We start from the raw sequence: 23,015 nt of genomic DNA, 5'->3' as shown, positions 1-23,015 counted from the left end.
TTCGCGCACACTGCTGATCACCCGCTCGGGCTCATCCCACGCTTCTTCTGCACGCGGACGATAAAACCGATCGTACCATTTGCGCAGTTTATTAATGGGTCCGTCGCCGTCACACAAAATCGGATCACTGCGATATTTTTTCGTTTCCCACACTTCAACATCTGAGCCAAAGGCGGCTATCGCAGACAGCGGGTACTGATCAACAAATTCCTGCGGCAGGGGTTCGTCTGTCAGACTGGCTACAATAACGCCGGACGTCAGCTCCACTTCCTCGTTGTTGATTGGGGTGTGGTAGTTGAGCCACCAGCTGGCGTAAGACAACTCCGGGCTTTTTGATGTGGTGTAGTAGTACATCACGCTAGGGCCGTGATAGGTGGCCACGCCCCAGCTGTCAGCCTCTGCCGCTCCGCGCTCGCGACGGGCGGCATTGATGTCAAAATCGATACCGCGCGGTTGAATCATATCCAGACTCAGGTCGGTCTGAATACGCGATTCCTGGCTCACCGAATAGGCGGTAAAGCGGTTGTCGAACTGTAAGGGGTGGCCGCCATGCACGGACGGAAAATGCCCGGCATCGACAATATTTTCAATAATCTCGCGGCCGTGGGAGCGGATCACCGTGCGGTTAAAACGCCAGTCACCCCAGCCGGCTTGATTCCACTCCGGGATCGTCGGCAGTTCCCAGTTGGGTGCTCCGCCTTCGCTGTCATACCACAGGGCGATAAAGCCGTTTTTCTCCACCGTTGGCCAGCTTTTGAGTGCGTTTTTGGCGCGTTCCGGAATCTTGTTGGCGTAGGGAATAGCGGTACAAGAGCCGCTGCAGTCAAACTGCCAGCCGTGAAAGGGGCAGCGAATGGTGTCGCCAACCACCCGGCTACCGGTGCCTGCCAGATGCGCACCGAGGTGAGGGCAGTAGGCGTCTAGAATCACAGCCTGGCCGTTGTTGCCGCGAAACAAGACCAGATCTTCGTTGAAATAGTGCAGAGCTTTCACCGCACCGGGCGCGAGCTCCTGCGACAGGGCGACGATATGCCAGCCTCGGGCAAAACGACCTTTTTCTTCGAATGCATAGCGAGTATCAGTCATTGGCGTTCTCCGGTGTGAGTTGGCCAGCGGCGTGCCGCGCAGCGATATAGGCAAAGGTCATGGCCGGGCCAATCGTTGAGCCAGCGCCGGGGTAGCTGTCACCCATCACGGCACCGGAACAGTTGCCGCAGGCGTATAACCCGTTAATTGGTTGGCCGTCGGTTTTCAACACGCGTCCCAAGCTATCCGTTTTCAGTCCGCCCTTGGTGCCCAGATCTCCCGGGTACACTTTCAGGGCGTAAAATGGCGCTTCTGCGATGGGGGCGAGACTGGGGTTTGGCTGAATGGCCTGGTCGCCATAGTAGCGGTCGATGGCGCTCTCGCCCCGGTGAAAGTCCGGGTCTTTGCCTTCGCGCGCAAACTGGTTGTGGCGTTCGATGCTGTCGCAAAATGGTGTGATGGGAACCTGCATCTGCTGCGCTAATGCCTGCAGGGTGTCGCCCTTACAGAGAAAGCCGCTGTCAAACCAGTCCTGGGGCAACAGCGCGTCTCGTTGCACCTTGCCCGGCGGAATCGGCCCCATCATGTAATCGCGGCGCGCACGTGCGTCAAACACCATGTGGCAGGGCACGGAATCCACGCCGTTATTATGGTTGTTCCACAGGGTTTTGATCAGGTCTTCATAGGGGGCGGCTTCATTGCAAAAGCGTTTGCCGCTGCTGTCGACAAAGACCGAGCCGGGCATGGCCTTGCCTGAAATCAGTGCCAGTACCGATCCGTCGGGGAATTTTACCGAGGGTGTCCACCAGGCGCAGTGCATAAAGGCCAGGTCGGCGCCCACCGCCTGTCCCATGGCAATGGCGTCACCGACGTTGCCCGGTGAATCACTGCTGAAGGTTTCGCCTGTCGGCAGCTGTCCATACTGCTGTCGCAGAGTCACGTTCTGTCCCATACCGCCGCTGGCAAATAGGACGCCGCGAAGCGCGCGGATACGCTTGATCTCACCTTGATGAGCTACTTCCAGCCCGATGACGTTGCCGTCTTCAACGAGAAGCTGACGTGCCTCGGCGTTGAGCCAAAGCGGGACCTGCCAGTTCATCAGGGCGCGGCGCAGTCGCACCACCAGAGCCCGGCCGAGGGTTTGTCGGTTGTCAGGCAGGCCTTGCAGGCGGCTGGGTATATCCAGGTAAAAACGCAGGATATTGCGCAGCATCAGGAGCTTGCCCTTTAGCGTCATATCCATGACTTCGCGGCTTTCCTTAACGGTGATGGCAAAGCGCATAAAGCCGCTTTTAAGGAAATCCGGAAATCGTTGCTCCGCGGCGTGCCTGCCGATGCGGCGGCGACTGATGGGCTTGGGCTCCATCGAGCGGCCGCCGGGCTTTGCGCCCGGTGCATCCGGGTAGTAATCGGAATATTTCAGCGCGGCTTCAAAGGGCAGGTCGGCATGGTCTTCGAAGAACTGCAGCATCTTCGGGCCTTGCCGGATATACGAGCGCAGTTTTTCGGTGGGCACATCTGGCCCTACAACCGCCTGCAGATAGGCCAGAGCATCGGCTTCACTGTCGTTGATGCCGCCTGCCTTCATGGACGGGTTGTCGGGAATCCAGATGACGCCGCCAGACAGCGCGGTGGTGCCACCAAACTGATCAGTCTTTTCCAATACGAGGGTTTTCAGCCCGCTGGCCGCGGCGACGACACCGCCGCTCATACCTCCGGCACCGCTACCGACAACCAGAAAATCCACTTCTTCCGTCCAGTTTGGTTCCGTGGCTGGCATCTGCTCTATCCGTTGGCCAAGTATTTCAATCGAGCATAACAGCTGCACACCGTCATCAAATTAACGGCTTGTCATATAGCGTTGGAGTGTAATTTTCTAAACCGGTGTGAACTGGTCACCGCACGAGGGTGAGTCACGAATACCCAGCGTCTAGATGCGGATAAAGACAGGTTCTTCGTTAACGCAGGTGGGTAGGCTTTGATTTTGATCTGCTATCTCCGGGCATACCCTCACCCCGCCCCTCAAAGGGAGAGGGTGAGGGGGCGTACGGCCCCGCAGGTATAGCACTCATATAGCGGTTGTTGAGGCGCTCGATTTACACTCGACGTTACGATGCGCCTACAGTAAGGACTGGATTTTGTCTTCGATTTTCTCGGGCGGCGTCGCTGGAGCAAAGCGCTCTATCACATTGCCTTCGCGATCAATCAAAAATTTCGTGAAGTTCCATTTGATTTTCTTGGTGCCCATCAGGCCGGGGGCTGCTTCTTTGAGGTGACTGAACAGCGGATGAGTATTATCGCCATTCACCTCAATCTTGGCGTGCATGGGAAAGCTTACGCCGTAGTTCAATTGGCAGAACTCCTGAATTTCACCGTTGCTGCCCGGATCTTGTTTGCCGAACTGGTTGCAGGGGAAACCAAGAATGGTCAGCCCTTTATCTTTGTATTTCTTGTAGAGCTTTTCCAAGCCTTCGAACTGTGGGGTGAATCCACATTTGCTGGCAGTGTTAACTACCAGTAGCACCTGCCCGCGGTAGTCGGCGAGGGACTTTTTGGCGCCATTGGTGGCTTCGGCTTCAAAGTCGTAGACTTTGCTCATGGAGCTTCTCCGTGGTTGCGTCGTCTGTGCATTTTGCGCAGTTCACGCGAAATTGCAATCGCTGCCGTTTTAGGGCGCTTCGGGGGCTGGTGGCGTTTCCGCCGTGCCATCGGCTGGGGATTCCGGTTCGGGTTCCGGGATGGCCAGCTCTATTTTCTTGCTTGGATCGCAGGCGCTACCGGCATTCATAGCCCGTTCGACCAGGCTCTGGGCGATTAGAGAGGCACCGCCGGTCGCCATGGCCGCGCTGGTTGACAGGGCAGAACTGAACAAACCACCGGCGTCCACGCCCAGCTTCGGTGATTGTATATCACCGTGAATTTTCACCAGTTTGGCAAGATAGCTCAGGTTTACACCGAGGCCTTTGCGCGCGATGGGGGTGAAGTTGAGGGTCATGCGCTCTTTGCCCAGATCCACTTCACCATCGCCAATAATTTTCATTTTGCTGGTTTCTACGTGAAGGTTCTTTTCACTGACCATTACGCCATTCTTCACATCGAAATAAACCGAAACGCATTCTAGTTGTGTGACGGGATCTGATTTGGCGAAGGGGTTGAGTTTGGTGATGGCTTCAGTAATCCAGTCGGAGCCGATCAGGTCGACCTTGTTGTTATCCATGGTCAGATCCTGCAGGCGGGTGTCTATCTTGCCATTGAGGTTGCTGGCCAGTGCATGCGCGCTGGTACCGTGGGAGGCCAGCTTCAGTTCTACCTTGCCGTGACCGCCGCGAATCTGGGCGGCCTCTTCCAGCCCAAGCGCGCCCACATTTCTGCTGTTAAAAGTCAGTTCTGTTTGGGCCCTATTGTCATTCTCCGTAAAGTTGCCGCTGAAGCTGAAATTCAAGTCATTGTCGGGCAGTTTGATCTGGCTATTGCGCGTGGTCAGTTTGCCCTTGTTGAGCTGAGCGATCAGGCTGATTTCATCAATTCGATTTACGGGTGTGGTCAAACCCTGGATATCGAAGGCGACTTCTGCATCCATCTCCCTAAGCAAACGGTTGTCGATGGTATCGCGGGAGAATAACGGCTTTTTTGTTGCATCGGTTTTGGGCTTTTCTGCCGTGCCGGACGTTTGCTCTGGGCTGAGAAAGCGAATATCCAGATCTTTTCCGCTAACACTGGCGGTAAGCTTTGGACGATCACCGGGCGTATAGCTGGCATCGAGGTTGAGTCGCTGGTCACCCAATTGCATGATGAGCGCCGGGCTGAGTACGCCCTTTAAGGAGCTGAGCTTACCGTCTACGTTCAGCGCGCCGGCCTCGGTGTAGGGCAATTTGGCTGCTTGCCACAAGGTCAGCGTGCTGGGGGCTGCAAGCTGGAATGTCAGCTCCTGTTCTTCTAGCGCGTTCAGGTTGGCTCGACCTTCAGCGTTGAGAGTGATGTGCTCATTCACCGCGAGCTTGAGCTTGGCATCGGCGTCTGCACCTTGGGTTTGCAAATCCAGGGCGGTGAACTCTGCGTCCAGCGAGACGGAATCCAGCGCGTACCCATTTTCTGTGTTTTGAAGGATTTTGCCGGTGCTCGCGGCCACCGCCAGTCGCGGACGTTTCTTATCGCCGCGAATGACGATCTTGGCGTCTATGTCGGCAACCCGCCACTGCTGCCCCGAGAAGGCTTTCAGCACAATATCAGCGTCCAGGTTCACGGCGTTGAGGCCGCTCCAGTCAATCTGGGCCTCTCCAATCTGCTCAGGCTTGGCGGGTGGTTCAGTTATCTCTTTCTCTACCACTTCAGTACCAGCTTCGGCGATGGCTTCAGACTGGAATAACGCCAGCAGCGCGTCGAGATCAACGTGGTCCGAGCGCAATGTTGCACTCAGGTGGTGGTCAGTTGGCGAGTAGACGGCGTTGCCGCTCAAGGCCTGGTCGCCTAGCTGCAGTTCCAGGTCGCTCAGGCGGTAGTGGGAATCAATGCCGAATCGGGTTGTCAGCCGTGCTTCCGGTAGCTCAGGGATCTCTACACCGAGCAGTCGGGAGATAAAGGCGGTGTTGCTGAGGCTGAACGACACTTTGCCGGCACTGCCATCCATCTGCGCCCGAGTGCTCAGTGATGCGTCGACTCGGGTCTGCATGGCGTTATTGCTGAGTGCGAGGTCCAATGCCAGTTGATGGGCCGAGGAGAGGGTAAATTCCCCGTCCAGCTCGAAGGCCTCACCATCGATGGCGGTTCGTATTGCTAGGCGTGCCCGGTTTTCAGCGGTGCGCTCAAGCTGCAGCAATGGCAGGGTGATATGCCGTTGCTGGGCCGGCAGGCTAATCTGGATATCGCCGTCTTCTATCAGAATGTTCTCAAACGCAAAGTCGCCGGGCAGGGCGAACGGCAAGGGTGAAGTGGAAGAATCTTCCTTGGGGGCACTGGATTGGGGCCAGTTGCTGTTGCCGTCTTTGTCGAGGCTATAAATCACCTGTGGGCTTGCGAGCGCCAGTCGGAAAAATGGCTTTTCCAGCGAGGGCCAATCGGTGAGCTCCAGTCTCACTTGCTCGGCGTTAAGCAGTTGCTGCCCACGGTGGGCTACGGCGACGTTCTGCAGTTGCAGGCTGGCCGGCCCGACGCCGCTGTCTATGCGACCAAGGCTGACTTGCAACCCGCTTTGGTCATTGATAAGGCGAGTTATCGGTTGTTTAAACCAGTTGGGTTGGATAACCAGCAGGCTGATGAAGACTAGCAATACCAGCAGCAGCGACGCCAGAGTGACCGCAAAGAATTTAAGTGCTTTCATGAGTCTCAGGGTACCAGCGTTTTTGATTTAATCAGAGTGCGTGACAGCGCGAAGCTGAGATAAATGCCGTATTTTTGGCGGAAGAGCGGACCGTCATCAAAGCTCACATTGTCCAGATGGTGGTAGGTTAGTGAAGTGTATAGGTGCCAGTCTTTTTTGGGTTGCCAACGCACAAAGCCGGCGATGGCAGCGCCGCCGTAACCGGCATCGGCATCGTAGGTTGGGCGTTCAGCGGTGGCGAACTCCGGCAACACATTGTGAAAGAAACCGTGGTAGTCAGCACTGCCGTAGAGGGCTTCTATACTGCTGCCCCAGCGCAGTCCGGGGCGCTGCTGGAACTCCCAACGCAATTCCGGGTTGGCGACCCAGCCCTCGTGGTGCATGCCACTGTCACCGACCGAGATCAATGCTCGTGTTTTAAACTCGGCGGTGACCCTGTGGGGGGACTCGAGAGTGACTTTATAGGTGACCGACGGCCCGAGCTCAAATGCCGGGTCGAGATCGTCCATGCCTTCTCGGGCACTGTTATCTTCGCTGTTCACCGGAAGTGATCCGCCACCGCTGATATCCAGCTCCCAGCGCTCGCCGCTAAAAAACAGCCCCTGTATGCCGTTGTCGTCAGCCTTGAGAATATCGCCGCGAAACACCATGTAGGGGAACGGCAGTATGTAGAAGCTATCCTCATCAGCGCCCAGATAATCAGGGCGGTGAAACATCACTGTGCCAAAACCCAGCTCCCACAGTGGTTTTTGCTCAGCGACTGCCGGTGCTGGGTTGAACGCGGTGCACAGCAGCAATAGGAACAGGGAGGTGGCTTGTCGCTTCAAGGGATCTCATCCGGGCCGGGTTTTCAGTAAGTGGGCCGACTTTGCTAAAGTGCATCGCCCGTCTTCTTATAACGACGTAACTTATAACATATTCTTACTGCGGAACTGCCATGTCGGATCACTGGATTACAGCCACCCTGCTGCGGCGCTATAAGCGTTTTCTTGCAGACGTACAATTGCCGAGCGGCGAGACGGTGACGGTGCATTGCCCCAATACCGGCGCCATGACTGGCTGCATGGAGCCCGGTGCCACGATCTGGCTGTCAGTGTCGGATAACCCTAAGCGCAAATATTCCCTGACCTGGGAGCTTATCGAAACCAGCGCGGGAAACCGCATCTGTATCCACTCGGCACGGGCCAACAAGGTGGTCGCCGCCGCTCTGGCAGACAACAACATACCGGAACTGATGGGCTATGAACGCCACCGCCGAGAGGTAAAAGTCGAGGAGGGTACCCGCGCGGATTTTCTGTTGGAGTCGCCAGGCCGCTGCGTGGTTGAGGTGAAAAGCGTGACGCTGGGCTTGTCGGACGGTTATGGCGCGTTCCCTGATGCGGTCAGTGACCGTGCCACCCGCCATGTGCGGGAGCTGGCAAAGGTTGTGGCCAATGGAGATCGCGCGGTCATGATTTTACTGGCCATGCATACGGGTATTCAGCGGATCGGCCCGGCCGACAGTATCGATCCGGTATACGGTGAGGCGGTGCGTGCGGCCATCTCTGAAGGGGTGGAGGTGCTGGCTTATGGTTGCGAGGTTTCGCCCGACGGGATCGTGCTGTCAGGGCGTCTGCCCTTTGAGCCGGTGCTGCCATCAGCGGTTCTCGATGAAATTTAGGCCTGTTGTCGGGGGGGAGCAACGGGAATGAACGTGCGGGAGGAGAAGGGGCTGCAGAAAAAGGCCTGCTCAGCTGCAGGCCCTCAGGCAGGAATTAACCACCATTAAGCCAATCGCGGCAAGTGTATTAAGGTTTTTTTGAAGAAGACAAAGTATTTAAAGCGGTCTTCATGACTCTGGTTTTTTGTTGTCTTCCGCATCGTTAGCTCGCTGCAAACGGATGGCGATGCGGGGCGCCGCAAGGCGAGTTGACTGCCTAACATTTCTCTAGTGTCGCAACGGGGTATAGGTTGGGCGTATTTCGTGTGATGACGTTTGGTTTAAAAGTTATTGCGTTTCAAGTCAGAGGCAATGACTGCGTTCAGCACGGGAGCTAGGTCTGATCCTCAGCCAGGTGCAGCTCGCCGTTGTGCTCGATAATGGGCACTGCTTCAAGGCAGTCGCCCAGGCAGGGGCCGGCGACGCATTCCCCGGTTTCCACAACAAACAGTGCGCCGTGGGTGGCGCACTGTATCAGCGAGTCGTCTCTGTCTAAAAACTGGTTCTCAGTCCAGTTCAGCTCAACCCCGAGATGGGGACAGCGGTTGCGGTAAGCAAAGCACCGACCGTTCTGACGCACGATAAATAGCCCGTGTTGGTCAATCCCCAGACTGCCGGGCTCGGCAATAGTGTCTTTGTGGCAGAGAAACGTCATAGTTGTGGCCATAAAAAGCGCACATTGTACTCAAAGTTTTGTTGTCGCACAGGGCTGGCGAGGGGCGGGCACGGTGCTATGCTCTAAACAGGGCGATAAGGAGAAATGGCATGCAATACCCCTACAGTGTTGTGGACGTGTTTACCGAGCGGGCCTTTAGTGGCGCGCAGATCACTGTGTTTACTCAGGCCGATGGCTTGACTGAGGGTCAGATGCAAATGCTGGCCAGAGAGACCAATCACTCAGAAACGGTGTTTGTCATGCCGTCTGCGGCTGATTGCGCGGCCCGCTTACGAGTGTACTCGCCGCTAGGGGAGGGGGCAGTTGGCAGTCATACCACGGTGGCGGCGGCCTTCGCGCTGGCCGAATCCGGTGGTATTGCCGTGGGGACAGGTTTGAGTAAGTGCGAGTTTGTGCAGGGTGAGCAGCGATTGCCCATTCTTTTCAATCGTTCCGACAAAAGCCTTCTGACGCAAGTGGGCTTCACCGTCACGCCGCAGATTGATCGCTACGTGCCCGCGCAACAGGAATTGCTCGGCATATTGGGTTTGGAATCACAAGATCTCGAAACCCTGAAAGCGCGAGCGCTGTTCGTCAGCTGTGGTTCTCCCTACCTGATTGTGCCACTGCGCTCATTGGATGCGGTTTACCGCGCCGCCTTTCATGCGGAAGCATGGGCGCAGAGCAGCGCCTCGTCGGTGCCGGTTAGTGAAATCCTGGTGTACTGTTCGGAAACCGAAAATCCGGAGGCCGATTTTCATCTGCGGCTGCTGGGGGCAGGGCGCTCGCCTCACGACGATCCGCCAGTGGGCGCTGCAGTGCCGGCCTTTGTCGCCTTTCTTGGTGAAAAGCTGGCGCAGGGCACCCACACGTTGTGGGTTGAACGCGGCACGAAACGCACGCGTCAGAGTCTGTTGAAGGTGGAATTTGAAACCTGTGCCTCGGCGCCGCTCAACGTGAGAGTTGGTGGAGAAGCTGTTCTGGTAGCGCAAGGGCAAATGCGCGCGCCGTGAGCGCACTGCCGCTGGGCGTCCAGTCCACCCGCTGGCCGGCAGCGCCCCTAAACCGTATCGTCGAACGGCGGTTCTGGCGTTACTTTCTCCATGGTGGCGCTCACCATCTTGTCGATATCCACCGGCTGCTGGGGCTCGGGCTCTTCTGGCCTTGGCGGCTGCCGATGATCGTCTGCCAGCTGCAAGGCATATTCAATTTCTGGCCACATCCTGTCGACCACGGCGCGGCCCTCTTCGATAGCGTCGCCGGCTCGCGAGAATTCCAGAAAACCGACGTGTGCCAGGCGTGGTGACAGCGTCACATCGGCAGGCTCGCCGGCCATTCGGCTGCGGGTGATCCGGTCCTGCATCACATTGATAGAGCTGAGCATGACATTAAGCGCGCCGGGCGCCTGTGCTTTGTTGCCGCTGCTCCACAAGTTGCTGGCGGCGCCCTTGATGGAATTGCCTAGGCGGCTGAGCATGGAAAATTCGTCGTCATCCTCGTCGTCCAGATCGGCCTCCTCTGAACCCGCTGGTTCCACGGCAGTAATTTTTGTCGGCGGTTTCACTAAATCACTGTTCAGATTGACGGCAATGATGGTTTCGGCGCCAAGGGCGCGACCGACCGATACGGGAACGGGATTGACCAGACCGCCATCAACCAGCCAGTGATTACCTTGCGCAACGGGTACCAGAACACCCGGTATGGCGATGGAGGCGCGCACCGCGTCCCACAGCGGGCCTTCCTGTAGCCAGGTTTCGCGGCCGCGGTAGAGATCGGTGGCCACGGCCGTGTAGCGCAGCGGCAGATCTTCAATGTTGGGGTTGCCGTAATTTTTCTTGAAAAAGTCGATCAGCCGACCGCCGTGGGCCACCCCACCGGTGGCCAGCAGGCGAATATCCATATAATGCAGTATGTCGCTGTTGGTCAGACCGCTGACCCAGTCTGCAAAATGATCCAGCTTGCCGCAGGCGTAGACGGCCGCTGCGAGGGCGCCTGCTGAGGTGCCGCACACAATATCGGGTTTAATGCCTCGCTCTTCCAATCGTTGAATGACACCAATGTGGGCCATGCCACGGGCACTGCCGCTGCCCAGTGCCAGTGCGATTCGCTTTTTATGCTCTTCCATTGCAGAATTCACCCGCTAACCTCGTTGGCGATAGTATGCAGTGTCGCCGGAAATTCGTCATTTTTTGTGAGTGTGAACGTGAGCGCCGACCAGTTAACCGGTAGTGATGAATCCTTCCTCTGCCACCTCGACGAACACCATCGTTTGCATCCGCAGGCGGCAGCAGCGCTGCAGCGCTTGCAGCTCAGCGCGAGTAAGGCTGGGTTTGATTTGCAGCCGGTCAGCTGTTTTCGCTCCTTTGAGCGTCAGCTGGCAATCTGGAATCAAAAGGCCGGCGGGCAACGCCCGGTGCTGGACAGTTCGGGTAATCCGCTGCGACGCGATGAGCTGGATGACTGGGCTTGGGTGCAGGCCATTCTGCGCTGGTCGGCATTGCCCGGTGCGTCGCGTCATCACTGGGGCAGTGACCTTGATGTATACGATGCGGCCGCAGTACCGGCGGATTATGCGGTGCAACTCACACCCGACGAAGTCAACGTTGGCGGCCCGTTTGCGGCGCTGCATGAATGGCTCGATGCGCGAATTGCCGAGGGCAGCTCGGAGGGCTTTTTCCGTCCTTACGCCTTTGATAGTGGCGGTGTTGCTCCAGAGCGATGGCATTTGAGTTATGCGCCCATTGCTGCGGAATGTGAACGGCAGCTGACGATTGACTGCTTGCTGGCGCGGATTCGAGGCTGTGAAACGTTTGCCCTGCGCGAGGTTGTTGAGGAACATTGCGAAGAAATCTTCGAGCGGTTTGTGAAACCGGCACAAGCGGCGATAACACAGGATGCATTTCTATGACTACGGTCTACGACACCGAAGCGTTGTGGCAGACGATCAAGCAGGAGGTAAAGGGTTTCAGTGAACGCGAACCTGCGTTGGCCAGTTATTTTTACGCCAATATTTTGAGCCATGATTCCTTCGCGTCGGCACTGAGTTTTCATATTGCGACACGGCTGGGTTGCGATTCAGTGCCGGAAATGACGCTAAGCGAAGTATTTGATGCAGCGATGCGCGACCAGCCAGCCATTTTGGAAGCAGCAGTGGCTGATATCCACGCGCATTATGAGCGTGATCCGGCATGCAATTACTTTGCGTTGCCGGTGTTGTACTTCAAGGGATTTCAGGCTGTGCAATCTTACCGCTTTGCGCACTGGCTTTGGCAGCAGGGGCGGCGGTCACTGGCGCTGTTTCTGCAAAACCGTATTTCTACCACTTTGGATGTGGATATTCATCCGGCTGCCGTGGTCGGAGCTGGCATTATGGTCGACCACGCCACGGGTGTGGTGATTGGTGAAACGGCGAGTATCGGCGACAACGTGTCGCTGTTGCACGGTGTGACGCTGGGTGGCAGTGGTACGCAACACAACCCACGTCATCCGCAAGTAGGTGACGGCGTGTTGATTAGCGTCGGCGCTAAATTATTGGGCCATATTCATATTGGTGAAGGCGCAAAAATTGCGGGCGGTAGTTTGGTTGTTGAGGATGTGCCCGCCCATACCACGGTGGCAGGTGTGCCAGCAAAAATCGTTGGAAAACCTTCGCAGGCCTCGCCGTCTCTGGATATGGACCACGGGGTGTAAAAATATTCATTGCAAGATCATATATTAGGCGTAAAGTTATGTACCGAGTTAGCGGTAACTAACTATGAGCGTGTGTTGCAAGCAGCGGGAGGCTATTGCGGAACCATGAGCGTAAAACTATTAGATAATCAGGCCTTTTACGGCTACCGGGTACGACGGACTGTCGATGGTAAACTGTATCAGGAATATTTCTCTCTTAAGCAAAATGGAAAACGTCTGACTGGCGCCAAGAAAAAAGCGGTTGAGACCTTGGCGCAGGATCGTGATCGGGAGCTGGAAACACTTCAGATCAAAGCGCGTGAAGCAGCAAAAGATGAGCGTTGCTTCAATGCAGATGGCTCCGTGAAAGGTATTAGTTACCTGCTTAAGACAGAGAAAAGCGGCAATTTAACGCCGATTTTCCAGGTGGGCATTGCTTCGGAACTGGAACGTAAAACCGTTTGTACCAGTTTCTCACTGAATGCCCACGGCCCCGACGGCGCCTGGGAAAAAGCGGTAGATGCCTACGCTAAACACAAGGCGATCAAGCGTAACAGCAAGCTTTATAAGCGATTGAAATCGGCGATGCCGAAAATCGGTTAACAGCTTTCAGCTGACAGTGTGTGCAGGGTTTACATTGGCTCTGCATTTTGTGTCAGTGCCTGCAATATTGAGCAATATCGGGCAGAATCAACACTCCCATCGCAGGCTTTAGCCACCTCTTCCAGTGCGCTGTACATCTCTTCAAGCTCCTGAATTTTCTGTCGAATGGTGCTGAGTTTCTGCTGTGCGATCGATTTTACATCGGCACAGGTTCGCGCATCCTGCGCCACCTGAATAGACAGCAGTTCGGCAATGTCATTCAGACTAAAGCCCAGCTGTTTAGCGTGGAGAATGAACCGGACCCTGGCAACGCTGTCTTTGGGATAGTAACGATAGCCGTTGCTGCCGCGCGGTGGTGGCGGCAGCAGTCCCTCGCGCTCGTAAAAACGCAGGGTTTCAATATGGCAACCGGTCAGTTTGCTTAATTCACCAATACGGTAGGTCACGTGGCGCGCTCCCGATGTTTCTGCACAGTTCCAGCGTGAGGAAATTAAAGCCTGTAGTAAGGTATAGGGTCAATGCTGGCGTGCAGGCCGTTACCAGCGGTAGAGAAATTCCACAAAATAGCGATCCAGCGCATTCATGGTGCCAAAATGGCTGCCCGGTTGCAGTGGCACGTCCTGGCCATGAGCCTGAATTTCCCGGCGGGTGATGTTGCGTGCCAATAAAGTGACAGACCAATTGTCGTCCAGGCTGGACACCCGTAGATTGGCATTCATTTCCGTGGTGGGGCCCTGGGCATCGATCGGGTCGAGGTCGGTACTGAAAAACTGGTGGTCGCGGAACGTGGCATCTACGCCCAGACCGAGGCTGAAGGGGAGGTCATTCAGGCCGGGGATCAATTGGGTAAGATTCCAGCGTTGTACCAGGGTCGCTTCCCATTCCGGTGCGCGGGTGAGTCTTTTCCCACTGAGATCGCAGGCGCTCTCGCCACTGGTTGCTGTGCATTGGGCGTCCGGGAATTTATCGTAGCGGGAATCGAGATAGGCTAGCGATACATTGAGCGCCAACCAGGGGGCCGGCAGGAGCTGTGATTCGATCTCCACGCCGCGCGAGCGCGCCGATGCTGCATTACCAACGGAAAAATTGGTGCCGTTAAACAGACTGACCTGCAGGTTGTCGAAATCGGTACTGAACAGCCCGATATTCAATGTCGCAGCGCCATTCAATAGGCGCATTTTCGTTCCGGCTTCGTAGGTTTCGGCGTTTTCAGGCTCGAATTCGAGGTTGTCTGCGCTAACGGCTGCTTCGTTGAAACCGCCTGCTTTAAAGGCCTTTGCCCAAGTAGCATAAAAGGTGACTTCGTCGTTCATTTCGTAGCGCACACTGAGCTTCGGGGAAAAGTCCGTTTCTTTGCGCGAGCGGTTTTCGTTGTAGGGTTCTTCAAATAGAAACTGCGCGAAAAAACGTTCGGCCACAAAACTATTGTGACTCAAGATGGCGTGAACATCTTTGGTTTCTTCTGAGTAGCGCGAGCCTGCAATGAGGGCCAGCTGGTCCGACAGATTCCAGGTGGCCTGTCCAAAAATTGCCGCCGACTCAGTTTGTTGATCGAAATAGCGGAAATTGTTCAGCCGATCATCGGCGGGCAGGGGCGTTGTTGCGGCGATGTTCAGCAATTCATTCAGAGTGGCGGGAGAGCCCCGAACAGCGGCGATCACTTCGAGGGTTTGCGCGGTTTCAAGATCGGTTGTGCCCAGCCCGAAGTAGTCGGATTCGAAATAATACAAACCGGCCACATACTCCAGGGCACCAGGCGGCGAAGCCAGGCGCAATTCCAGACTATTTTGTTCATAGGTATCATCGCCGGTCAGTAGCACAATTTCAGCCGGCCCGAAGTCGGCGTCCAGTATGTGTACCTTGTCGAACTCTGAAGTGCCGGCCACGGCTGTGAAGGCATACTCCCCGAGTTCATAGTCAGCTTGTAAGGTAAAAGAGGTGCCTTCGCGCAGAGTATCCTGATTCGCATTCTGGGACGATGTCTGATTGCTTTTATCGGCTTCGGTGTTGGGGTCGTAACGCCGATATACCTCGAGTGTGGCGGGTGTTGCGGCGGTCAGTTCGGTGCCGGTGCTGTTGCCAAAAACACTGGTGTCGGTCGCGGTTAGGTTGATGTCGAGACCTTGCGCCAGTGATGGAAAGTGGAGTTTCAAGCGTTTTATATCGTTATCGCGGCTGCGCATATGGTCATCAATATCCTGCACCTGAGGATAGTCTGCGCGATTGAGATCGGCGGTTGTGTTCTTGATGACCCCTTGCTGATATTCGTTTTCTAAGGCCAGGCGAAAGTGAATTTTGTTATCGATTAGTGGTCCGCCAATCGCAGCCTGGAAGCGGCGCCTGTCAAAGTCGCCTCCTAGCCAGCTGACCTTGCCGGTGAATTCGCGGCTGGCTTGGCCTGTGGTAACGTTGAGCGCACCGGCAATCGCATTTTTGCCAAACAGTGTGCCCTGAGGGCCTCGCAACACTTCAACGCGCTGGGCATCGGTCAGAGCTTCAAACAGATAGTCCTGGCGACCGTAATACACGCCGTCAATAACCAGTGCCACGGACCGCTCAAAGCCTTTGTTGTTGCCCGAGCCAAGCCCGCGCATGGCAACGAAGCCTGTGTAGGGCGTGGCATTGATCACCAGGTTGGGAGCGAATTGTGAAAGCTCTCCAATATCGGTAATACCGACATCGTTGATGAAGTCTTCGCTCAGCGCAGTGATAGAGATCGGCACATCGCGGATATTTTCCGCGCGTTTTTGAGCCGTAACGATCACCTCTTCGATCACCGTGGCTTCATTGGCGAGGCTGAGGCCTGCCAGCCATGCCATCAGACCGACAGCGAAATGTGCTGTGTTTGGTTTTGCCATCGCGGGTGTCTCGCTGTTGTTCTTATGCGGCTTATCATTTCACAGAAAATGTGGCACTGTAAATGTCGATAAAATGAGGGCCATAAGTCTGAGTCCAGATTGTTGAACCAATTGAATGCCCTCCTCCGTCGTTTCATTCCGGGGCCGGGGTCAGGCCGACTGGCGACATAATAAAAAGGAGAGAACCATGGTTACACGGTTTCGATGGCTAGCCAGCTCGCTGGGCGCATTATGTTGCTGTGTACTGGCGCAAGCTGCGGGAGCTGCAGAGCCCAGGTTGTTGTGGGGCGATACCCATGTGCACACGGCGTATTCCTTTGACGCCTTCCTTAATAATAATCACAGCGCAACGCCCGAGGTGGCATACCGTTTTGCTCGTGGTGAGCCAGTGGTGCACCCTTACCATCGCGCGCGTATGCAGATCAGTGCGCCGCTGGATTTTATTGCTATTGCGGATCATGCCGAGTTTCTGGGTGTGGCCAGGGAAGTGTATTTCAATGGCGTACAACTGGACGATCCCGGCCCATTGGATCGTATCAAGGGTTGGCTCACGGAGCGCCATATTCGCCGGCTGATCGATGGTGATGCGGGGTTTGATGCATTTATTGAATTGCTGCCCCACAAGGGCGACCCACGTCTCTCCGCAAAGAATTTGTGGCAGGACACGGCGCAGCCAATTATTAACTCCGAGGCATTGGAGAAGAAAACCTGGCAATCACTGACTCGTCTGGCTGACGAGAACTACGTGCCGGGAGAGTTTACGACGTTTGTCGCCTGGGAATGGAGCTCGCTGCCGGGTGGCGCGAATTTGCATCGAGTAGTCATGACCAGTGCCAGTGGCGAGACTGCCAGTCAATTCCAGCCCTTTGGCTCGGACGATAGTCCCTATCCCGAAGATCTGTGGGCGTGGCTGGATGCCACCAGCAAAGACACCGGTGCAGAGTTTTTGTCTATTCCGCATAACTCCAACATATCCAAAGGCTTCATGTTTCCGGAAGAGACCCTGCGCGGAGATCCCTTTACTGAAGCCTATGCACGCAAGCGGCTGCAGTATGAGCCAGTGGTGGAGGTGACACAGATAAAAGGTGACTCGGAAACGCACCCAGTGTTCTCACCGACCGATGAATTTGCAGATTTCGAAACCTACCCCTTCTACATTCAGCAGGAACCTCAGGATTATCAGCCTCACAGGGGGGATTATGTCCGACCTGCGCTGAAACGGGGCTTGACCCTTGAGCAGCGTCTGGGTGTGAACCCCTATCAATTTGGTCTGATTGGCTCAACTGACAGTCACAGCGGGTTGGCTACGGCGGAGGAGGCGAACTTTGGGGGTAAACTGGCCAGAGATTCAACGCCGGAGACCAAGAGTCGGGCCGATGGCCGCGAGCAGTTCGCCAGTGGCTGGAGTATGTCTGCGTCCGGGATGGCGGCGGTGTGGGCTGAGGACAATACCCGCGAAGCAATCATGGCGGCGCTAAAGCGTCGCGAAGTTTATGCAACCACTGGGCCGCGCATTGCCCTGCGAGTATTTGGCGGTTGGGACTATGCCTTGGGTGATGCCCAGGCGACCGACCAATCACTGCGCGCGCGCGGTGTGCCCATGGGCAGTGAATTGACCGCCGGCGAAGGCGCGCCGCGGTTGGTTATTCAGGCACTGAAAGACCCCAATGCTGCCAATCTGGACCGTGTGCAGGTGGTGAAGGGGTGGCTGGATGAAGCGGGCGCTAGTCAGGAGCAGGTGTTTAATGTGGCCTGGGCCGGTGAACGCAGTCTCGACGCTGGTGGAAACCTGTCGCCCTTGCCGGTTACGGTAGATTCACGTACGGGGCGTCACAGTGATGCCCATGGCGCTGCCAGTCTCCAGGCTGTGTGGCAAGATCCAACTTTTAATCCCGCGCAAAGCGCCTTTTACTACGTGCGGGTGCTGCAAATTCCCACCGCTCGGCACGTGTATCTGGATGCACTGGCGCTGGGTAAAGATAGACCAGACGAGGGCGCGTCGATTATCCAGGAACGGGCTTACAGCTCGCCAATTTGGTATTCGCCCAAGTAATGCTTTGTTGCGCTAAAGCAGCACCCAAAAAAAGGAACTGCAATGGCAGTTCCTCTCTTTGGTCTTCAACGCCCAGACATTTTGCATGTCCGAGCCCTAGACATCAGAACGCGGGCTTATCGTCTGCAGATTCGTAACGAGAAACGCTGTCCAGAATTTCCTGTTTGGCAGCGGCCGCGTCGTCCCAACCTTCTACCTTGACCCACTTGCCGGCTTCCAGATCTTTGTAGTGCTCAAAGAAATGCTGAATCTGGTTGCGCAGCAACTCAGGCAGATCAGTAGCTTGCTCGATATTTTTGTAGATCGGCGTCAGTTTGGTGACGGGCACGGCAAGCAGCTTGGCGTCAACGCCAGACTCGTCGGTCATTTTCAGAACGCCAACGGGGCGGCAGCGAATAACGGAACCGGCCAGCAGCGGGAATGGGGTAGGTACCAGTACGTCTACCGGGTCGCCATCTTCAGACAGGGTGTGGGGCACGTAACCGTAGTTGCAGGGGTAGTGCATGCAGGTCGCCATGAAACGGTCTACGAAGATTGCGCCGGAATCTTTGTCCACTTCGTATTTGATTGGATCAGCGTGGGCTGGAATCTCAATGATTACGTTGATTTCTTCGGGTACATTCTTGCCGCTTGGCACGTCGTTCAGGCTCATGGGTGTCCTCGGATGCGTAAATGAAAAAGGATTTACCTGCCCGTGCGGCAGGCGGTCGAAAGGCGCGCATTATACAGGCTGTGGAGACCAGGTAGAAGCAACGTGGTGTTTATTTGACCAGTCGGTGGTTAGCAAATCCCCCTCCGAGCTGCTATACCCATAGTGGAAAACCGCTGATTCTTGGTTAAAACCGGCGTCGGATGGATGCTATTCATAATTATTAAGGGAATTGAACCTGCGCAGTAATTCCTCCTGGATCTGAGGACTTCACCATGACCGGACATCTTGCAGTGCCCCCGCTGTTTGGGGTTGTCGGCCTGATTTGCGCCTTTGTAATTTATGGGGTCGTCAAGAAATACCCCGCCGGTGATGCGAAAATCAAAAAAATTGGCGATGCCATTCACCTCGGTGCCATGGTCTTCATGCACCGTGAATACCGCACGCTGGCCATCTTCGCGGCTGTGCTGCTGGTAATCCTGTTCTTTACACCGGGCCTGGGTCCGCAAACCGCACTGGCCTTTGTCGCGGGCGCGGTTTCCTCAGCGCTGGCGGGGTATATCGGTATGTATACGGCTACCCAGGCCAATGTGCGCACCACCATGGCCGCCCACACCCAGGGCGCGGCGGAGGCTTTGACGGTTGCCTTTTTCAGTGGCTCGATCATGGGCTTGTGTGTGGCGTCGCTCGGGTTGATTGGGCTGGGTTCTCTGTATTGGTATTTTGGGGGCGATCCGGCCACGGCCCACTATATCCACGGCTTTGGTATGGGCGCTTCGTCGGTGGCGCTGTTCTCTCGGGTCGGCGGCGGCATATACACGAAAAGCGCTGATGTGGGCGCGGATCTGGTGGGCAAAGTGGAGGCGGGTATTCCCGAAGACGATCCCCGCAACCCGGGAGTGATCGCCGATAACGTGGGCGATAATGTGGGCGACGTGGCGGGGATGGGGTCTGATATTTTTGAGTCCTATTGCGGCTCCATGATTGCCTCTATTGCGATTGCGTCCACTATGATCACCAGCACGCTCGGCTCACAGCAAGCGTTGATGTTTTTACCGCTAGTGCTGGCCTCTACCGGGCTCACGGCCTCCATCGTGGCGATTATGGTCGTCAAATCCCTGTCGGCGAAATCGCCGGAAGTTGCTCTGCGCATCGGTACCATTGCGGCGGCCGTGCTGTTTATTGGCGCTGCATACCTGCTCATCGAGACGGCCGGTATTTCGGTCAACGTCTGGTTTGCCGTGCTCACGGGTGCCGTAGGCGGCATTGTGATCGGCCTGGTTACGGAGTATTACACCGCCTCGGAACCGATCCGCAAGATTGCACGTGCCGGCGAAACCGGTGCGGCAACGGTAATGATTACCGGGTTGGCAGTGGGTATGCAGTCCGTGGTGGTGCCGGTGCTCACCATTGGCGCCATTATCTATACATCGACCGAACTGGCGGGTCTCTACGGTGTGGCGATTGCGGCGGTGGGTATGCTTTCCACGGTGGGAATGACCATGGCCATCGATGCTTATGGTCCGGTGGCGGATAACGCCGGGGGCATAGCGGAAATGGCCGGGCTGGGCAAAGAAACGAGGGACATTACCGATTCTCTTGATCGGTTGGGAAACACCACAGCGGCCATCGGCAAAGGCTTTGCCATTGGCGCAGCGGCGCTGGCGGCACTGGCTATTATCGCTGCGTTTGTGGAAGTGATGCAGCACAACGACCCAAGTTTTAGCCTGCATTTGGGTGACCCCAAAGTACTGGTGGGCATGTTTATCGGTGGCATGCTGCCTTTCCTGATTGCCTCAATCACCATGACGGCGGTGGGCGATGCGGCGTTTGAAATGATTCACGAAATCCGCCGCCAGTTTCGTGAAATTAAAGGCCTGCTCGAAGGCACCGCTGAGCCGGATACCGAGCGCTGCGTGGACATTGCCACCAAGGCGGCGTTGAAAAGAATGATTCTGCCCGGGGTGATTGCCGTTGCTGCGCCTGCGGTGGTGGGCTTCGGGATAGGTGCGGAATCGCTGGGGGGAATGCTGGGTGGCGGTCTGTTGGGCTGTGTACTGCTGGCGCTTACGATGGCTAACGCTGGGGGTGCCTGGGACAACGCTAAAAAGTATGTAGAGCAGGGCAACCTCGGTGGTAAGGGGTCACCTGTGCATGCCGCTACTGTAGTCGGTGATACCGTGGGTGACCCCTTTAAGGATACCTCTGGTCCGTCGATGAATATCCTGATTAACGTGATGGCAATCGTGAGTTTGGTTATTGCGCCAATTCTCTAGCACAGCACGGCAAGTGATTTTTTTGGCGCGGCGAGGCTCTGATCTAGAGCCTCGCCGCTATCGGTTAGTGGCTAGGACTCGCTGCTGAGCATGTCATCGTGCTCCACCATGTTCCAAGGCAGGTTGCCGGGTGATATCTCAAGGAAGATCAAGTGCTTCTCGAACTTGTCCAGAATATCAATAATGATGTCATGCTGGTCGAAGCCGAAAATATCATAGGACTGACCGCCCAGGCGCAGAAATACTTCCGCGCGGTAATAGACCCTGCCAGACTCTTTGCCATGTAGCATTTCCGGAAAGGCGTAGTCCGGAAGTTTGTTCTCGATCAGGCGAATCTCGTAGATGAAATCGACCTTATCGTCGCGTTTCACTTCCAGGTAGGTGCGCGCGTTGTCCGCGTCGACATGAATCTGCGCATTCCAGTGCAGCATGGACAGCTCACGCTCCACCCGGCTCATGGCCTTGGTGACCGTGGAGGCCATAAACTCCTGAACCTCTTCCTTGTCTGGAAATGTTACCAATCCGAGTAAGCGGCGTTTCCAGAGGCCGCGCCCCGTCGTGCCTGAGAACCGATTCTGGATTTCCAGCTGCAAACTGCGGTGGTGGTGGCTCTCAATGACCAGTGCCCGCCACATGCCCAACGCCGAAATAATCATGATGATCGAAAACGGCAAAGCACTGGCAATGGTCATGGTCTGCAGTGCGCTGAGGCCGCCGGCAAGCAGCAGCACAGCGGCGACCGCGCCTTCGGAGGTAGCCCAGAATACACGATGCCAAACTGGCGATTCCTGGGCGCCGCCCGAGGCCAGTGAGTCAATCACCAGCGAGCCGGAATACGAGGAGGTCACAAAAAAGGTAATAATCAAGATGACCGTGATAAACGAAACAATGGATGAAAACGGCAGAATTTCGTACAGCTTGAACAGAGCGATGGCGTGGTCTGCCTGCACCTGGCCAATCAGGGCGGTGTACCCCTCATTCATGATTTTGTGCAGGGCGGTGTTGCCGAATATTGAAAACCAGAGAAACGTGAAGATGGTTGGCACCAGCATCACCCCCACCACAAACTCGCGGATGGTGCGACCACGGCTGATTTTTGCCACGAACAGGCCCACGAAAGGCGCCCAGGCGATGGTCCAGCCAAAGATGAACAGCGTCCAGTTGCCGATCCAATCGCTACGGGTATAGGCCTGCAGGTTGAAAGTGCGCTCGACAATAAAGTTCAGGTAGCTGCCCGTGTTCTGCAGAAAACTCTCCAGAATGTGCACGGTTGGCCCGGCGATAAAGACGAACAGCATCAATGAAACTGCCAGCACCATATTGACAATGGACAGGCGCTTTACGCCCTTATCCATACCTGCCACCACGGACAGGATGGCCAAGCTCGTAATCAACGCAATGCTGATGATCTGGACCGTTGTACTGACGGGGATGCTCGGCCACAGATAGTTGAGGCCGGCGTTTATCTGGGCCACAGACAACCCCAGCGTAGTGGCGATACCAAACAGTGTGCCGAGAATGGCGAACACATCAACCACGTGCCCGGCCGGGCCGTAGATCTTGTCGCCAATCAGTGGGTACAGGGCCGAGCGCATCGACAGTGGCAAACCGTGGCGGAAGGCAAAGTAGGCCAGCACCAGTGCTACCAGCCCGTAGATGGCCCAGATGTGGAAACCCCAGTGGAAGAAGGCAATCTGCATAGCCTGCTTGGCGGCATCAATGGTCTCACCGGCACCTGAGGGCGGTGAGGCGTAGTGTAGTACCGGCTCCGCGACCCCAAAAAACAGCAACGCGATGCCGTAGCCGGCGGAAAACAGCATGGCGAACCAAGCGGGGAAGCTGTATTGCGGGTCCGCGTGATCCGGGCCCAATTTGATATGCCCCCAATCGGTAAAGGCAATGCCGACAATAAAGATCAGGAAGAAGGCCACCGACAGCATATAGAACCAGCCAAAGGTGTCGGTGATGTAGCTCAGGGTGGCGCTAAAGGCTGCACCTGCCATTTCCGGGTTGCTGATGGTGCCGAGCACCAGCAGTACGATAACCACCACGGCGGGTACAAACACGGGAACCAGAATACTGGAGGTGCCTGCGTGTTTCTCCTGAGTCATTGGTATCTCCCTGAATTCAGAATGTTTTTAAGCGTATAACGGGTGCAAAGTGAAATACCCTAAAGCACTGAAGGGGGGATTGAAAGACGCAATTGGTAC

At 56.0% G+C, this 23,015-nt stretch carries 18 protein-coding genes; 7 read left to right on the top strand and 11 right to left on the bottom strand.

Going from position 1 to position 23,015, the window contains the following annotated elements:
- The 5 genes from AC222A_RS11820 to AC222A_RS11800 form a co-directional block, all read right to left on the bottom strand.
- A partial coding sequence (locus AC222A_RS11820; RefSeq protein ID WP_372748030.1) for a Rieske 2Fe-2S domain-containing protein occupies nt 1-1,086 on the bottom strand: 1,086 nt, incomplete at its 3' end.
- On the bottom strand, nt 1,079-2,806 hold the full coding sequence (locus tag AC222A_RS11815) for an FAD-binding protein (RefSeq protein WP_486775024.1): 1,728 nt from the start codon (nt 2,804-2,806) through the stop codon (nt 1,079-1,081). The genes AC222A_RS11820 and AC222A_RS11815, both read right to left, overlap by 8 nt.
- Before the next feature lie 339 nt (nt 2,807-3,145).
- Entirely contained in the window at nt 3,146-3,625 is a 480-nt protein-coding gene (locus AC222A_RS11810; protein WP_372748028.1) for a glutathione peroxidase, read from the bottom strand.
- 69 nt (nt 3,626-3,694) lie between these two features.
- Complete coding sequence (locus AC222A_RS11805) at nt 3,695-6,343, bottom strand: AsmA-like C-terminal region-containing protein (RefSeq protein ID WP_372748027.1); 2,649 nt, start codon at nt 6,341-6,343, stop codon at nt 3,695-3,697.
- A 5-nt stretch (nt 6,344-6,348) separates the two neighbouring features.
- Entirely contained in the window at nt 6,349-7,170 is an 822-nt protein-coding gene (locus tag AC222A_RS11800; protein ID WP_372764354.1) for a MipA/OmpV family protein, read from the bottom strand.
- A gap of 110 nt (nt 7,171-7,280) precedes the next feature.
- Between AC222A_RS11800 and sfsA the strand changes: the two genes are divergently transcribed.
- Nucleotides 7,281-8,003, top strand: a complete 723-nt coding sequence (sfsA, locus tag AC222A_RS11795) for a DNA/RNA nuclease SfsA (RefSeq protein WP_372760660.1) — start codon at nt 7,281-7,283, stop codon at nt 8,001-8,003.
- A 373-nt stretch (nt 8,004-8,376) separates the two neighbouring features.
- Here sfsA and AC222A_RS11790 read toward each other — a convergent pair whose 3' ends face one another.
- Nucleotides 8,377-8,697 carry a Rieske (2Fe-2S) protein gene (locus AC222A_RS11790; RefSeq protein WP_486775023.1) on the bottom strand — a complete coding sequence of 107 codons (321 nt, stop codon included), beginning with the start codon at nt 8,695-8,697 and terminating at the stop codon, nt 8,377-8,379.
- Between the two features lie 110 nt (nt 8,698-8,807).
- Here AC222A_RS11790 and AC222A_RS11785 point away from each other — a divergent pair, with 110 nt between their 5' ends.
- On the top strand, nt 8,808-9,710 hold the full coding sequence (locus AC222A_RS11785; RefSeq protein ID WP_372748023.1) for a PhzF family phenazine biosynthesis protein: 903 nt from the start codon (nt 8,808-8,810) through the stop codon (nt 9,708-9,710).
- Nucleotides 9,711-9,757: 47 nt separating this feature from the next.
- Here AC222A_RS11785 and AC222A_RS11780 read toward each other — a convergent pair whose 3' ends face one another.
- Entirely contained in the window at nt 9,758-10,822 is a 1,065-nt protein-coding gene (locus AC222A_RS11780; RefSeq protein WP_486775022.1) for a patatin-like phospholipase family protein, read from the bottom strand.
- Between the two features lie 78 nt (nt 10,823-10,900).
- Between AC222A_RS11780 and AC222A_RS11775 the strand changes: the two genes are divergently transcribed.
- The 3 genes from AC222A_RS11775 (at nt 10,901) to AC222A_RS11765 (ending at nt 12,969) form a co-directional block, all read left to right on the top strand.
- On the top strand, nt 10,901-11,605 hold the full coding sequence (locus tag AC222A_RS11775; protein WP_372765433.1) for a M15 family metallopeptidase: 705 nt from the start codon (nt 10,901-10,903) through the stop codon (nt 11,603-11,605).
- Complete coding sequence (gene cysE / locus AC222A_RS11770; protein WP_372758422.1) at nt 11,602-12,387, top strand: serine O-acetyltransferase; 786 nt, start codon at nt 11,602-11,604, stop codon at nt 12,385-12,387. The genes AC222A_RS11775 and cysE overlap by 4 nt, the downstream gene beginning before the upstream one ends.
- 105 nt (nt 12,388-12,492) lie before the next feature.
- Nucleotides 12,493-12,969, top strand: coding sequence for a hypothetical protein (locus AC222A_RS11765; protein ID WP_372748040.1), 477 nt, complete (start codon nt 12,493-12,495; stop codon nt 12,967-12,969).
- 29 nt (nt 12,970-12,998) lie between these two features.
- Here the strand turns inward: AC222A_RS11765 and zntR are convergent, their stop codons facing one another.
- Both zntR and AC222A_RS11755 read right to left on the bottom strand, forming a co-directional pair.
- The gene (zntR, locus tag AC222A_RS11760) at nt 12,999-13,415 is read right to left on the bottom strand and encodes a Zn(2+)-responsive transcriptional regulator (protein ID WP_372748039.1); all 417 of its coding nucleotides are present in this window, start codon (nt 13,413-13,415) and stop codon (nt 12,999-13,001) included.
- 90 nt (nt 13,416-13,505) lie between these two features.
- Nucleotides 13,506-15,827: a TonB-dependent receptor gene (locus AC222A_RS11755; protein ID WP_372748038.1), complete on the bottom strand. Its 2,322-nt coding sequence runs from the start codon at nt 15,825-15,827 to the stop codon at nt 13,506-13,508.
- A 187-nt stretch (nt 15,828-16,014) separates the two neighbouring features.
- Here AC222A_RS11755 and AC222A_RS11750 point away from each other — a divergent pair, with 187 nt between their 5' ends.
- Nucleotides 16,015-17,880 carry a DUF3604 domain-containing protein gene (locus AC222A_RS11750; RefSeq protein WP_372748037.1) on the top strand — a complete coding sequence of 622 codons (1,866 nt, stop codon included), beginning with the start codon at nt 16,015-16,017 and terminating at the stop codon, nt 17,878-17,880.
- 103 nt (nt 17,881-17,983) lie between these two features.
- On the opposite strand, the gene ppa is transcribed toward AC222A_RS11750, so the two are convergent.
- Nucleotides 17,984-18,532, bottom strand: a complete 549-nt coding sequence (gene ppa / locus AC222A_RS11745) for an inorganic diphosphatase (RefSeq protein WP_372748036.1) — start codon at nt 18,530-18,532, stop codon at nt 17,984-17,986.
- Between the two features lie 272 nt (nt 18,533-18,804).
- Here ppa and AC222A_RS11740 point away from each other — a divergent pair, with 272 nt between their 5' ends.
- Nucleotides 18,805-20,805 carry a sodium-translocating pyrophosphatase gene (locus tag AC222A_RS11740; RefSeq protein ID WP_372748035.1) on the top strand — a complete coding sequence of 667 codons (2,001 nt, stop codon included), beginning with the start codon at nt 18,805-18,807 and terminating at the stop codon, nt 20,803-20,805.
- 71 nt (nt 20,806-20,876) lie between these two features.
- Here AC222A_RS11740 and AC222A_RS11735 read toward each other — a convergent pair whose 3' ends face one another.
- A complete protein-coding gene (locus tag AC222A_RS11735; protein WP_486775021.1) occupies nt 20,877-22,916 on the bottom strand; it encodes a BCCT family transporter in 2,040 nt (679 codons plus the stop codon).
- Nucleotides 22,917-23,015 lie beyond the last annotated feature (99 nt).

The organism is Litorivivens sp. (genome assembly GCF_057445395.1).
Note: the sequence above shows the minus strand (reverse complement) of the source record. Positions and strands in the feature narration are given on the sequence as shown.

Coding starts and splice junctions, on each gene's coding strand:
- AC222A_RS11815 (WP_486775024.1), bottom strand. CDS start 2,806: ATGCCAGCCACGGAACCAAACTGGACGGAAGAAGTGGATTTTCTGGTT.
- ppa (WP_372748036.1), bottom strand. CDS start 18,532: ATGAGCCTGAACGACGTGCCAAGCGGCAAGAATGTACCCGAAGAAATC.
- AC222A_RS11740 (WP_372748035.1), top strand. CDS start 18,805: ATGACCGGACATCTTGCAGTGCCCCCGCTGTTTGGGGTTGTCGGCCTG.
- AC222A_RS11805 (WP_372748027.1), bottom strand. CDS start 6,343: ATGAAAGCACTTAAATTCTTTGCGGTCACTCTGGCGTCGCTGCTGCTG.
- sfsA (WP_372760660.1), top strand. CDS start 7,281: ATGTCGGATCACTGGATTACAGCCACCCTGCTGCGGCGCTATAAGCGT.
- AC222A_RS11750 (WP_372748037.1), top strand. CDS start 16,015: ATGGTTACACGGTTTCGATGGCTAGCCAGCTCGCTGGGCGCATTATGT.
- AC222A_RS11790 (WP_486775023.1), bottom strand. CDS start 8,697: ATGACGTTTCTCTGCCACAAAGACACTATTGCCGAGCCCGGCAGTCTG.
- AC222A_RS11780 (WP_486775022.1), bottom strand. CDS start 10,822: ATGGAAGAGCATAAAAAGCGAATCGCACTGGCACTGGGCAGCGGCAGT.
- AC222A_RS11765 (WP_372748040.1), top strand. CDS start 12,493: ATGAGCGTAAAACTATTAGATAATCAGGCCTTTTACGGCTACCGGGTA.
- AC222A_RS11810 (WP_372748028.1), bottom strand. CDS start 3,625: ATGAGCAAAGTCTACGACTTTGAAGCCGAAGCCACCAATGGCGCCAAA.
- AC222A_RS11755 (WP_372748038.1), bottom strand. CDS start 15,827: ATGGCAAAACCAAACACAGCACATTTCGCTGTCGGTCTGATGGCATGG.
- AC222A_RS11785 (WP_372748023.1), top strand. CDS start 8,808: ATGCAATACCCCTACAGTGTTGTGGACGTGTTTACCGAGCGGGCCTTT.
- AC222A_RS11735 (WP_486775021.1), bottom strand. CDS start 22,916: ATGACTCAGGAGAAACACGCAGGCACCTCCAGTATTCTGGTTCCCGTG.
- cysE (WP_372758422.1), top strand. CDS start 11,602: ATGACTACGGTCTACGACACCGAAGCGTTGTGGCAGACGATCAAGCAG.